Genomic DNA, 12,989 nt, shown 5'->3' with positions numbered 1-12,989 from the left:
AACGCATTCATTGTTAAGCCTGTCGGAAAACAGCTTAGAAAACATTGGTGGTATATGCTGCACAATAACGATGGGGGGCAAAGGAGGCTTAAGGGCCCGCAAAATCTTTGATAGTGCCTCAGTTCCTCCGGTAGATGCCCCGATGGCAATAAGCTCCACCCTTCTGGGGGGTATTGGTGCCTTTAGGGAGCTGAGGGGTACTGATTGGGGCTCCGGCTTGTCCTTTTTCAAGGTATTGGTTATTTCCGCCATGGCCTTCATATTGGACATGACGCGATTTAAATGCCTTGATACCTGCTCATGACTGCTGAAATTGTTTGTAGCAGGCTGTAAAACAGGTGGGGACGGGCTGTTCTTTGGGGTGGCAGCAAAGGAATGGGACGGCGTGCTCCCGGAAGCCTCCGGCTTTGGTGCAGTATTGTGCTGATGCTCTGCAATAAGCCTATCCCCGTGGGCCTTGGCCCGACAGACCTCTTCTGCCACCTTTTTCATAAAGGAAGTGCTTCCCAGCGTCATGGACGGCTTTTCAATGAAGGAAAAGGCACCGGCCTCCAGGGCCAGATTTTTATAGGCCGGTCTTGAGCTGAGAACCACCGTTGGCAAGGAATACTGGACAATAAGGCGACGCAGAAACTCAATGCCATTCATTTTGGGCATTTCCACATCCAAAATCATCACATCCGGATCAAAGGACAAGATTTTATCCCGTGCCTCAAAGGGATTTTCCGCCCGCTCCACCTGTATATTGCCGGAAATATTGGAAGCCAGGCCACGGGCCAGCGCTTCTCTAAAAAACAGAGAATCATCCACAATAAGAATCTTCAGGTCAGTCATGTGAACGCTCCCTTCTTTCTGTAGATTGACGGCATAACATAATCAAAATCCCCCTTATGCCGGTCAATAACCTCTGAATGACCAATGAACAGGTACCCGCCCGGCTCCAGGAAATCAGCAAATTTCCTCACCAGGCTGTCCCGTGTAATATTATCAAAATATATCATAACATTTCTGCAAAAAATTACATGAAAGGGCTTTTTAAAGGGAAAAACCGGTGTCATCAGATTAAACCGACGAAACAGTACCTTTTGACGCAGCCGGTCCACCACCTGATATTTCCCATCAGCGGAGGGGCTAAAATACGTATTTTGCCAACGTACCGGCAGGCTTTTCACCGCCTCCCGGGCATAAATACCATTTTTGCCGGTATCCAGTACATCCTTGGACAAATCCGTGGCCAAAAGGGTGGTTTCCCAACCGGGCAAAGAACCGAAATGATCCTCCAGCATCATAGCCAAAGTATAGGCCTCCTCCCCGGTGGAGGAAGCGGCACACCAGGTCCGTACATCCCCATCCCGGATGGTTTTTTCCAGATAAGGCAAGACCTCCTTTTCATAGAAGGAAAAATGGTCCGGCTCACGCATAAAAAAGGTATGATGGGTTGTTATTGCCTCTGCCAGCATAGCCAGCCCCCTGCCTGAGGAATCATTTCTGATGTATTCCAGAAAAGCCTCGTCACTGGCCAGCTCAGGGCGACCTATGTTATCGTTTTTTAATTTAAATAAACGGCTTTCCAACAGAGCCTTTTTCTCCGGTGGAAGCTGAATACCAAAATTCAAGGTCACCAGGGTCGCAAACTGCTGAAACAAGGACTGGTTCATAAATTAAATTCTCCCCATTAGTATTTTCCGAACCCCTCATCATCGGTCAGGGCAATCGTCTTTGGCTTTACGCCAGGTGCTGCCGGCTTTACCATAGGCTTGACTGCAGTGGTTTGGGTACCGGTATGAGCCTGGGTCTCCGCCGGATGCTCAGGATAAACAGGCACTGCACTGGGCATATCCGTAGAGCGGAATTTTACCACAGAATTGCTCAGCCTGAAATGCCTTACCTGCTCTCTCATGCGGTCTGCCTGGGCACTGAGCTGCTGACTGGCGGAAGCGGATTCCTCCGAGGTGGCCGAATTGGACTGAACCACCTGGGAAACCTGGTTTACCCCCTGATTAATCTGGTCGATGGCCAGCTTCTGTTCGTTGGAGGCCTTGGCTATTCCCTCCACAATATCCGCCACATCAGCCACATTATTAACAATGGCATTGAGTACCTCTGCCGTCTTGTTGGCTATTGTCCGCCCCACATTGACCTTATCAATGGAGCCTTCAATCATATCCGTGGTTTCCTTGGCAGCCTTGGCACTGCGGGCCGCCAAATTCCGTACCTCCTCAGCCACCACGGCAAAGCCCTTGCCGTGCTGACCAGCCCGGGCAGCTTCCACCGCCGCGTTCAGGGCCAAAATATTTGTCTGGAAGGCTATTTCATCTATTACCTTAATAATCTTGGATATATTATTGGATGAATTATTGATTTCCTCCATGGCATCAAGCATGGCATCCATATCCTTGTTCCCCAGCTCCGCCTGATTGCGGCAATTAATGGTCAGCTCATTGGCCCGCTCGGCATTTTCCGCATTGCTGGCCGTCTGGGAGGCGATCTCACTTATAGAAGCAGACAACTCCTCCACAGAGGCTGCCTGCTCAGTTGCTCCCTGGGACAGGGCCATACTGGCGTCGGATACATTTTTGGCCCCGGCCGCCACCTGGTCAGCCACATTATGAATATCAGACACCGATTCATGAACCCGCTGGCGCATAATTTCAAAGCTGGCGGCCACATCCCCCAGCTCATCACCGGTGCTGGTCTTAACCTCCGTGGTAAGATCACCCTCGGCAATCCGGGAGGCCGCCGCTCCCAGCTCCTTCAGCCTGTTGGACAGGTCCCGGGAAAAATATATGCCGAAGGCCAGGGAAATGATAATCAGTACCGAGGCAATGCCTATATTGGCCATAATACTGCCCTTGTTTTCAGCTGCAATTTTTTCCACACTCCGGGCAGCCGCAGTCTCGCCCATATCAGCAATTTCACTAATATCAGCATAGAGCTGATCAGCCAGCTTACCCTGCTTTACCGCATCCTCCCGGCTGGCAAAGCCTGTACTGCCCTCTTCTACCGTGCCCGCCAGCTTTTCCCGTACACTGGCTGCTGCACCGGCCTTGTACAAATCATAATTCTTCTGGAAGGAGGCCATTTTCTGCTTTGCTTCCTGGCTTTCGGCCATGGAGGTCAGCTCCGCCATATCCTTATCACATTCCACAAGGGCCTGCCTCATTTTAGCATAGGAGGCCTCCACCTCGCTATTATCCGTTTTACCCATGGCCATAAGATGATAATTTCTGGCCAGATTTAAATGCATGCCCATGGAATTGACACAGATGGCCGCTCGGGTATCCATTTTCAATAAATTATCATATTTGTCCGCTGTATTTACCGTATTGGAAATTCCGTGCCATAATACAGCCACAACCATCAACTCAAGAATGACAACCAGCGTTATCATTTTAGCACCAATTGTAAGATTTTTGAAAAACATCATTTTAATACACTCCATTTTTCTCCAATCAAGGGTGGCCCTTGTCCAGCCCTATCAACATTACCCTTCAATACTCAGCCCTGAGCTTCTTCCATACTCATATCATCAAAGAGATTTTGATCGTCCTCCGTAAACAGCTTCATCCAATCCAGCAAAAGGACTACTCCTTCCCCTATTTTACCGATACTGCGGATATACTTATTCTGGGACGCCTTTAATTCCGGTGGCGGCACCACATTTTTCTCATCAATGGTAAGCACCTCGGACACGCCATCCACAATAAGTCCAATCAAAACATCCTTTACCTCAATAACAATAACACAGGTTCGGTCAGTATATTCCTTCCCCTGTCGCCTGAACCTGAGGTGCATATCCACTACCGGAATAATCTTGCCCCTGAGGTTGATAATTCCCTTGACGTAATCCGGTACCTCAGGCACCGCCGTAATCTTCTGAATGCCAATTATTTCAATTACAACCTTTATATCTATGCCGTAAATCTCATTCCCCAGGGAGAAGGTGAGATATTTATCCTTTTGGGTATCCTCATCCTCTTCCATTAACAGCTTGTCATCTTCCATGGTCAACCCTCCCGGTCAGTCAAAAATAATATTATGTACCTGCTGGGGATCGATAATCAGGCTTATGCTGCCATCGCCCAACAGGGTACAACCGCTAATACCAGTAGTTTTCATCATACGGCTGATGTACTTGGGAACGGGCTTAACCACGATTTCCTGTACCCCCAGCAGCTCATCTGCCAACACCCCGAACCGGGTATCACCGGCCTCCAGCAGCAGCAATATGCCCTCTGTCGGCTCCTGTATGGCGTCAGCAATGCCATACATATCGTATAACCGCACCACAGGACAACAGCTGCCCTGTACCATAATCATTTCTGAACCATCCGGATCCTTAAAAATAGCCCCTTCCTCCGGGCGGAAGGACCGGCTGATGTAATTGATTGGCACCGTGAAGCGGGAGCCCCCCACCGAAACGGACATCCCCTCAATAATCGCCAGTGTAAGGGGAATTTTTATGGTGGTTGTACTGCCCAGTCCCGGCTCACTGTCCACAATAACCTTTCCCCCCAGGGCCTTAATATTGGATACCACCACGTCCATGCCTACCCCACGGCCGGAAAATTCCGTAACAGCCTCTTTGGTGGAAAAGCCCGGGGCGAAAATAAAGGAATATATCTCCCGGTCCGTAAGCTCCGATTCCGGCTTGGTGAGAATACCATTTTTCCGGGCCCGCTCCAGAATTTTTTCCTTGTTAAGGCCGCCGCCATCATCCTTGATTTTAATAACAACCTCACCGCCGACGTTTTCCGCCGACAGAATAACCGTACCGGTTTCCTCCTTGCCGGCATCCACCCGTACATCAGGCATTTCAATACCATGGTCAACGGAATTGCGGACAATATGCATCAACGGGTCGGAGATATGCTCATTAATGTTTTTATCCACCTCTGTTGACTCCCCAACCAGCACCAGCCGCGCCTTTTTCCCCAGCTTTTTGGTCATATCCCGGACTATCCGGTTCATCTTCTTGAAGGTACCCTCCAAAGGCACCATCCGAAGGGCCATAACACTGTCCTGAAGCTCGCCGTTGATTTTATGAAGCTGACGGGCAGCTTTGGCAAAATTATCCAGCTCAAGGCCCTTTAAATCAGGATTTTGGGTAACCATGGCCTCGGCAATAACCATTTCCCCTACCAAATCCATAAGCTTGTCCAGCTTGTCAACCCGCACCGTAATCATCTGGGCACCGTCACCGCCCCGGGCAGGGGTCGGCTTTCTGGCCTCACCGGTTAAATCCCGCTGCACCGGTGGCATTGCCGGCTTGATGGGCTCCGAATTTTCCAGGGCGGTAATGGCGATGGTCTCCTGGGATGGCCAATATTCCAGCTCACTGACGCTGCCCACTTCCTTCAATTCCATATGGTCGAGGAAAATGGTCTGCTCCAGCTCAGTCTTTACCTCATCATAATTCTGTAGGGTGGTAAAGAACAGGCGAAAGCCCATATTGCGGATGGTATCCGTGGCTGACTCGTCCTCCAAAATTTTTTCCGGCAGATAATGGAGCTCCTTCACCTTATCCTTCAGACTGTTGACAACGCCAAAGGCCCTGACCTCTTCCATCTCGCAGCCATCCTGAAAGAAAATCGTCGCCTCAAACACATGCTGCTGGCCAGCCGTTCCTGTACTTTCAGGTGGGGGAGCCGTTGGCTTGGCCGCACCAATATAGAACTTCTTGGGCGGTTCAGGCTCCGGGGCGGGTGCCTGTCCCCCCTCTGCCCCGGCCTTTTGGGCATTCTTTACCTTTCTGAGGTCAATATCAGGGTCATGACCATTATCTATTTTCATATTTCTGAGAAATTCCTTGGTATAATTTCTCAATTCCTCACTGCTCATATCAGGGGAGCCGCCGGCATCCAGTTTCTCCATTTCAATGCGCATAAAATCCACCGCATTGAGCACAATGTCGGTAATGGCCGTAGCATCCACCTTTTCAGGCTTCAGCTCACGGATATAAAAGAAAATATCCTCCACCGAATGGGCCAGGGTGGACACCTGATCGAACATCATCATGGCCGCTGACCCTTTGATAGTATGCATGGCACGGAAAATCTCGTTGACATCTTCTTCACTGAAACCACCCTGCTCCTCACTGCCCAGGGCAATCTGTTCCAATTGTTCCAGGAACTGCCGAGTTTCAAATATGAAGATTTCAACCATAGGCTCTGCCATACACATCACTCCCGTCTATAGTTATGTAAAAATTAATTCAAAAGAGACACACTCAAAGCACATTTCTATTATTCACTACAAACCCCTATAATTCCTGCTTATGATAATAATTTTTGGAAATTTTGGACCACTGGAGTATAATTATTTAATAAAATAAAGACTTATTCAGGTGTTAATTCCCACGATAAAGGAGAGGATTAGCACCCGTTAGCATCGGATAAAAGGGAGGAACGGAAAATGAAAAAAATACTGCTTATTGCAACCGGCGGAACCATAGCCTCAGTGCAAACAGCCGATGGACTCATGCCGGGACTTGATGGAAAGGGACTCATTGAGCACGTCCCTGAGCTGCGGAATATCTGCCACATTGATACCATGGAGCTGATGAAGCTGGACAGCACCAATATTCAGCCTGAGCACTGGGTACAAATGGCCCGGGCCCTGGAGGCCAATTATGATAAATACGATGGCTTTGTTATCAGTCATGGCACCGATACCATGGCCTTTACCTCCTCTGCCCTTTATTATATGCTGGAAAATCTCGCCAAGCCGGTTATTATAACCGGTTCCCAATTATCCCTTACGGAGGAGGGCTCCGATGCTCCGGCTAATCTCATTACGGCCTTTACAGCGGCCGCCAAGGGACGGCCGGGGGTGTATTTAGCCTTTTACGGAAGGCTTATTCAGGGAAATACCGTGAAAAAGCTTCACACGGAGCAATTTTATGCCTTTAAGAGCATTAATGTGCCTGAGGTGGCTGTGCTGAACCATGGTGAGCTGGAATTTAATCCGGAATATGACCAGTATTTGGCCCAAAATCCCCGCCACAGCTCTGGCAGCCGACTAATAATTCGGGATAAATTGGATACCAGGGTTGCCGTAGTGGATCTCATACCCGGTTATAAAAACGAATACATAACTGCATTGGTGGATGCCGGCTGTCGGGGCATAGTGTTAAACCTGTACGGAGCAGGCGGTATTCCCGGAACGGAATCCCCGGGCAATCTGCTTCCCGCCATTGACTACGCCATTGCCAAGGGGGTAAAGCTCCTAGGGGCCACCCAATGTATCAACGACGGGGTCAATATGGACCGCTATGAGGTGGGAATCACCGCCCTAAAGCACGGTGTAGTGTCCGGCGGGATGCTTACCAGCGAGGCTATGGTGGTAAAGCTCATGCTGGAGCTGGGTGAGCAGCCGTTATCCTCCAATGCACCAGCTGACCGGAGGACAAATCATTGCAAATAAATATGAAGGATAAAATTGTGGTCCTATTACGGGGCGTACCAGGCTCAGGCAAATCCACCTGGCTGCGGGACCACAACCTGGAGGACTACTCCATCTCCCTGGATAAATTGCGATTAATGCTTTCCAACCCGGTTATGACGGAACAGGGCTATTACGAAATTAATCAGGAGGTTTCCGATACAGCCTGGAAAATGGCCTATGAGTGCCTGAAATCCCGCATGAAAAATGGTGGCGTCACCTTTTTTGACGCCACCTTCATGAATGAATATTTGGTTAATTATGTGAAAAATCTGGCCCAGGACTATGGATATACCATCCTGATCATCGACTTTACCTCCATCGGTCTGGCCGAAGCCAAACGCCGCAACGAAACCCGCCGGGGAACCATCCGCTATGTGCCGGAGCATATACTGGACCAAATGTGGGCCGAAGGGGCCACAATGAACCTCCAGCATATTCCACTGGTGGATTACACTCAGGTGGAGGCTCCTAGTTTTCCTTAAATTTCAGCCTGCACCCGTTTTTCATCCACCGTCAGCCCATTTTCCGCAACCTTACAACCGATAAACCATATTTTTACACCAGCGGCGACAGCCTCCTGCCAGGCCACGCCGAAGGCCGGGTGCGTCTCAATATTGGGGCGCACCTCCTTTATTTGGGGCATTTGAATTACGAAGGCCATACCGCACCAATAGCCTGCCTGCCGGGCCCTAATGAGCTCACGGATATGCTTTATTCCCCGCTCCGTGGGTGCATCGGGAAAATAGCCCATTTTCTCCCGCTCCAGGGTGCAGCCCTTGACCTCCAGCAAGCACTTTTCTCCCTTCCGTTCCATATAAAAGTCAATGCGTGAGCTGCCGAAGGTATATTCCGGGCAAATTACATCATAGTCCTGGCGGGACAGCCATTCCGCCATAATCTTGTTGGGGGCCTGGCTGTCTATATTAATCAGGCCAAGCCCGGCCTTTTCCACCGCCACCAGGTCATATCGCGTCTTACGGGCCGGATTATCCGCCTCCGAAAGGATTACCCGGGCATGGGGCAGCAGCAGCTCCCGGCACCGCCCTGTGTTTTTCACATGGACGGTTTCAATATGGCCATTAAGCTCCACCTGGGCAATAAATCGATTGGGCCGCGCAATAAACCGGGCGGGTATTACTTTTTTGTAATGCATATTGTACCATCTTTCCACTTCAAGAATACTTTCCCCTGTTCAGGGTACCTTTCCCCTGTTCAGGGTTCCTCTCCTCCTATTTAAAGGTCCTATCCCCCTTGTTAAAGGATCCTCTCCTCCTGTTCAAGGTTCCTTTCCCCCTGCTCCAGGCTCCTTTCCCCTTGCTCCAGGCTCCTTTCCCCCTGTTCCGGGCTGCTCCCCCCTTGGAGATCCCTGTCCTTCCATTGTAGAACTTCGACAAAAAATGCTTCCCTCCTGCAAAATATTAATAATCCATTGGATGAAAGCTGCCCCTGGCCCTGCCACCGGCCCTTCATACTGTACTCAATAATTTGGTTGTCAAATATGACAGAATTGTCAAAATATTTTATTTTTTGAACAAAAGCTCTTTCATTTGTTTACATAAAGTGCAATAATAAGTCTGGGGATTTTAGTATCGGAAAATCCAAATTGTAAATTGAGGAGGGAGTTTTTGTGATTACTTTTTTATGTGCCCTGGCGGCTCTGTTTTTAGGCTATTTCATTTATGGCCGGTTCGTCGATAGTGTGTTTAAGCCCACTGATAATCCTACCCCTGCATTAGTCCATAATGATGGAGTGGATTATATACCCCTTCCGGCCTGGAAGGTCTTTATGATTCAGCTGCTGAACATCGCCGGTCTTGGGCCAATATTTGGTGCCCTTGGCGGTGCACTGTGGGGACCATCGGTTTATCTGTGGATTGTACTGGGTACAATCTTCGCCGGTGGTGTACACGATTATCTGTCCGGTATGATTTCTGTACGGGAAGACGGCAAGAGCATTGCCGAGGTGGTCGGACATCACATGGGCAGCACCATGCTGTTTGTCATGCGGGTATTTTCCGTGGTATTACTGATACTGGTTGGTACCGTATTCATGACCGGCCCGGCCGGTCTGCTGGCCAAGCTTACCGGCGTGGCCGTTACTATTGTATTGCCATGTGTATTGCTGTATTATTTCCTGGCTACCCTGTTGCCCATTGATACCCTGATTGCCCGGTTCTATCCTTTATTTGGTGCCTGCCTGATTATTATGGCTATTGGCATTATGACCGGTATGCTGTCCGGTGTCGGCGGTCACACCATGCCGGAAATGCAGTTGACCAATCTTCATCCAAAAGGGGATGCCATGCCCATTTGGCCGCTTATGTTCATAACCGTTGCCTGCGGGGCTATCTCTGGCTTCCATTCCACCCAGTCCCCCATTATGTCCCGTTGTATTCAAACTGAGCGTTGGGGACGTCCTGTATTCTATGGAGCCATGGTAGCTGAGGGCATTATCGCCCTTATCTGGGCTGCGGCTGGTATCACCTTCTATGACGGTACCCACGGATTAGCTGATGCTTTGGCCAAGGGTGGTCCCGGTAATGTGGTATATGATATCTGCGTAGGCTTTATGGGCGGCGACGGCAGTGTAACCGGCTATGTGGGAGCAACTCTGGCCATGCTGGGTGCCATTGCCTGTCCTATCACCTCCGGTGATACTGCCTTCCGCAGTGCCAGACTTACCTTGGCAGACTGGTTCAACGTGGAGCAGTCCAAGGGCGTAAAGCGCCTGTTATTCGCCGTACCACTGCTGGCTATCGGTGGAATTTTATCCCAGGTAAATTTTGATATAATCTGGCGGTACTTCTCCTGGACCAACCAGACTCTGGCCATGATCGTATTATGGACCGGTGCCACTTACCTTTATAAAACGAAAAAGGGCAGCATGGCCTGGCTTATGGCAGCCATTCCGGCCACCTTTATGTCGGCGGTAACCTTTACCTACATTCTTCAGGCCAAGGAGGGCTTGCAGCTAAGTACAGCCATCAGCTATCCGGCCGGTATCATCTTTGCCGTTATCTGTGCAGGGACATTTGCCAAAACAATATTGATGAAAAAATAAATTGTGTAAAATTAAATTTTATGCTTGACAACCTGTGCCCATATGATTTATTATGTACCCATCAAGATTAATTGCACACAATTCAATTTAAACCAAGGAGTTGTTTATTATGAGTATTTACGGTAAGACTAAGGGCACTGAGATGGAGCAGGTTGTTGAGTATATGGCGAAGGCCGAAAGCGATGGAGCTATGATGTACCAGTTCCTGGCCCGTATGGCCAGGGAACAGGGGTTGCCAGAGGTGGCCAAGAAGTTTTACAATATTGCTATGCAGGAATCCATTCATTCCGGTTTCTTCTCTGCGCTGAATGGCAAATATGACCAGAGCTTCTGGCCCCTGGTGGCTGAAATTCAGAAGCTGGAGGCCTCTGCTGATCAAAAAATGCCGGAGATGATTGAGGGTCTGCGCAAGCTGGGCCTTCCTGAGGCTGCTGACGAGCTGGAGGTATTTATGGGCCAGGAAACCAATCATGGCAAAATTTTGGCTGAACTCCTGGCTGAGCATGCCCCGGAATGCTGCAAATAATCTGAAGGAGATAATCACGTGACAAACTACGAACAGCTTAAATTGAGCAATCAATTATGCTTTCCCTTATATGTATGCTCCAAGGAGGTAGTACGGAAGTACAAGCCCCTTTTGGACAGGCTGGATCTGACCTACACCCAGTACATCACCATGATGGCTATGTGGGAGCATGAGCAGCTATCAGCCAAGGAGCTGGGCACTATACTCTACCTTGATTCCGGTACCTTGACACCTGTGCTTAAGACCTTGGAAAAAAAAGGCTTCGTAGAGCGTCAGCGTTCAAAGGATGATGAGCGCAGTCTCATTATATCCCTTACCCCAAGCGGTATGGCCTTGCAGGAGCAGGCCGCCTCTGTGCCGGAGGAAATGGCCAAATGTATCGACATGGATATGGAGGATCTAAAGGCCCTGCATAGGCTCCTTCATAAATTCATGGAAACCTCCATAGATAACGACAGCTGCAAATCGTCAATATAGCCCTGCTTCGGCTTCCACCAATTTAACATTAAATTAAATAAAAAAAGCTGGTCAAGAATATATATTCTCGGCCAGCTATTTTTTATAACGCCATTGTTCAAATTTTTCTTCTTTAGAAGAAAAATCTTCCAATTAGCGTTTCCCTTTCAGGACTAGCTCATTGCATTCGCGTCGCTAGGGGAAGGCTCAATTCCGCATTCCGAATTACGCATTCCGCATTAACTTAAATTCCGCATTACTTTAGAAGCTCCATGCGGCGGAGATGACGCCGGAGAGGCCTTTTTTCTTGCCGGCGTAGCCGGTGAGGTTCAGGTTTAAGGTTAGTGGTGAGTCGTCTGGGCGGAAGGTAACACCTATTTCGCCCCGGAAGCTTCCGCCGCTGGTATCAGCCCCGCTTATATCCAAGCCGTTGACATGGCCTCTGGCCTTGCCATCCAGCTCGTGCTCGTAGGCTACGCCGCCGTAGAGGCTCCAGGTGTCACGCTTCATGGTGTAGCGGGTACCTAGGCGCAGGACGCTGCTGGTAATGGCATCCAGATGGTATTCATCACCCTCCACCATAAAGTCGGAGCTGTTGCGCCGGTTGTAGAAGTATTGGCCGTATACGTCCACCAGATTGCCATCCCTCAGCTTGTATTCCTTGCCTACCCCCACATGGAAGCCCAGATAATTGGAGCTGGTGGTATAGCTGTAGCCCTTGCCGGTATTATCCCGCAGGAGGTCGTTGGCGTCCTCATGGACGTTACCGGCCCGGAGGCTGCCCTCCACGTAGAGGCCGTCGGTGGCCTGCCACTTGCCCAGGAGACCGCCGCCGGTATACCGGGCACTGCCGTCCCCACTCTGGGCATTGTCACCGTAAGTGGTATAGTTGCCGGTACCATATTCAAAGAAGGCACCATATTCCATGGAGGACTTCTGCTTATTGTTCTTATGACCTACGGCCAAAATGGCATTCCAGGAGCGGACATCCACATGACTGCCCGTTTCCTGACGGAGCTTGCCGCCGCCAAATTTGGCATAGGCCGCAATGCCGTCGGTGCCGGTATTGGCCTCCAATGCCAGGCCCTCAGTGGCCCCATGGATAAAGTCATTACCGGCCTTCACCAGAGCTACCGAGGCGGCCGCGCCCATTACCGTATTATGGGTCTGGTCACTGGCCCTAAGGCTCTTGACATTGTACAGCACGTTGCCGGTGCCTTCCTCCACCGATACCTCACCGGTACCCTGACCATACATACCAAGCTTGAAGCTGGAGTCTGTGGTTACTTGGGCCGCCTTCTTGGCCGTATCGGTAATACTGCTCTGATCCAGCAGGGTCATGGTATCACCGGTGGAAATGGACTTGGCATTGGTGAAGGTCACATCGCCAGCCTGTACCGCAGCCGCAGACAAATCGCTGTTGGTACCATCGGTAATGGTAATAGCCGCCTTGGTGGTGCTCCATGGTACTACCGCATAATTGATGGTTGCAAAATTGGA

12 protein-coding genes are annotated in these 12,989 nt (G+C 50.0%); 5 read left to right on the top strand and 7 right to left on the bottom strand.

Going from position 1 to position 12,989, the window contains the following annotated elements; genetic code table 11:
* From Q0Y54_RS08020 to Q0Y54_RS08000, 5 genes are all read right to left on the bottom strand, one after another.
* Positions 1-834, bottom strand: an 834-nt coding sequence (locus Q0Y54_RS08020) for a response regulator (protein ID WP_297966120.1), incomplete at its 3' end; no start/stop codon positions are given.
* Complete coding sequence (locus Q0Y54_RS08015) at positions 831-1,658, bottom strand: protein-glutamate O-methyltransferase CheR (RefSeq protein ID WP_297966117.1); 828 nt, start codon at positions 1,656-1,658, stop codon at positions 831-833. The genes Q0Y54_RS08020 and Q0Y54_RS08015, both read right to left, overlap by 4 nt.
* Positions 1,659-1,675: 17 nt before the next feature.
* The gene (locus tag Q0Y54_RS08010; RefSeq protein ID WP_297966114.1) at positions 1,676-3,427 is read right to left on the bottom strand and encodes a methyl-accepting chemotaxis protein; all 1,752 of its coding nucleotides are present in this window, start codon (positions 3,425-3,427) and stop codon (positions 1,676-1,678) included.
* A gap of 71 nt (positions 3,428-3,498) precedes the next feature.
* Entirely contained in the window at positions 3,499-4,005 is a 507-nt protein-coding gene (locus Q0Y54_RS08005) for a chemotaxis protein CheW (protein WP_297966112.1), read from the bottom strand.
* Between the two features lie 15 nt (positions 4,006-4,020).
* Complete coding sequence (locus tag Q0Y54_RS08000) at positions 4,021-6,177, bottom strand: chemotaxis protein CheA (protein WP_297966108.1); 2,157 nt, start codon at positions 6,175-6,177, stop codon at positions 4,021-4,023.
* A 237-nt stretch (positions 6,178-6,414) separates the two neighbouring features.
* On the opposite strand from Q0Y54_RS08000, the gene Q0Y54_RS07995 reads away from it, so the two are divergent.
* A complete protein-coding gene (locus tag Q0Y54_RS07995) occupies positions 6,415-7,425 on the top strand; it encodes an asparaginase (protein ID WP_297966106.1) in 1,011 nt (336 codons plus the stop codon).
* Between the two features lie 2 nt (positions 7,426-7,427).
* On the top strand, positions 7,428-7,928 hold the full coding sequence (locus Q0Y54_RS07990; protein ID WP_297966102.1) for an AAA family ATPase: 501 nt from the start codon (positions 7,428-7,430) through the stop codon (positions 7,926-7,928).
* On the opposite strand, the gene sfsA is transcribed toward Q0Y54_RS07990, so the two are convergent.
* On the bottom strand, positions 7,925-8,599 hold the full coding sequence (gene sfsA / locus Q0Y54_RS07985; RefSeq protein ID WP_297966100.1) for a DNA/RNA nuclease SfsA: 675 nt from the start codon (positions 8,597-8,599) through the stop codon (positions 7,925-7,927). The two genes, Q0Y54_RS07990 and sfsA, sit on opposite strands and share 4 nt — an antisense overlap.
* A gap of 474 nt (positions 8,600-9,073) precedes the next feature.
* Between sfsA and Q0Y54_RS07980 the strand changes: the two genes are divergently transcribed.
* From Q0Y54_RS07980 to Q0Y54_RS07970, 3 genes are all read left to right on the top strand, one after another.
* A complete protein-coding gene (locus Q0Y54_RS07980; protein ID WP_297966098.1) occupies positions 9,074-10,507 on the top strand; it encodes a carbon starvation protein A in 1,434 nt (477 codons plus the stop codon).
* Between the two features lie 109 nt (positions 10,508-10,616).
* Positions 10,617-11,033 (top strand): ferritin family protein, encoded by a 417-nt coding sequence (locus tag Q0Y54_RS07975; protein WP_297966095.1) that lies wholly within the window; start codon positions 10,617-10,619, stop codon positions 11,031-11,033.
* A gap of 18 nt (positions 11,034-11,051) precedes the next feature.
* Positions 11,052-11,510 (top strand): MarR family winged helix-turn-helix transcriptional regulator, encoded by a 459-nt coding sequence (locus Q0Y54_RS07970; protein ID WP_297966093.1) that lies wholly within the window; start codon positions 11,052-11,054, stop codon positions 11,508-11,510.
* A 240-nt stretch (positions 11,511-11,750) separates the two neighbouring features.
* Here the strand turns inward: Q0Y54_RS07970 and Q0Y54_RS07965 are convergent.
* Positions 11,751-12,989: autotransporter outer membrane beta-barrel domain-containing protein (locus Q0Y54_RS07965; protein ID WP_297966090.1), on the bottom strand; the 1,239-nt coding region annotated here is incomplete at its 5' end.

Origin of the sequence: uncultured Anaerovibrio sp., from assembly GCF_947302755.1 — a bacterium.
Classification (GTDB): Bacteria; Bacillota; Negativicutes; order Selenomonadales; family Selenomonadaceae; genus Anaerovibrio.
Note: the sequence above shows the minus strand (reverse complement) of the source record. Positions and strands in the feature narration are given on the sequence as shown.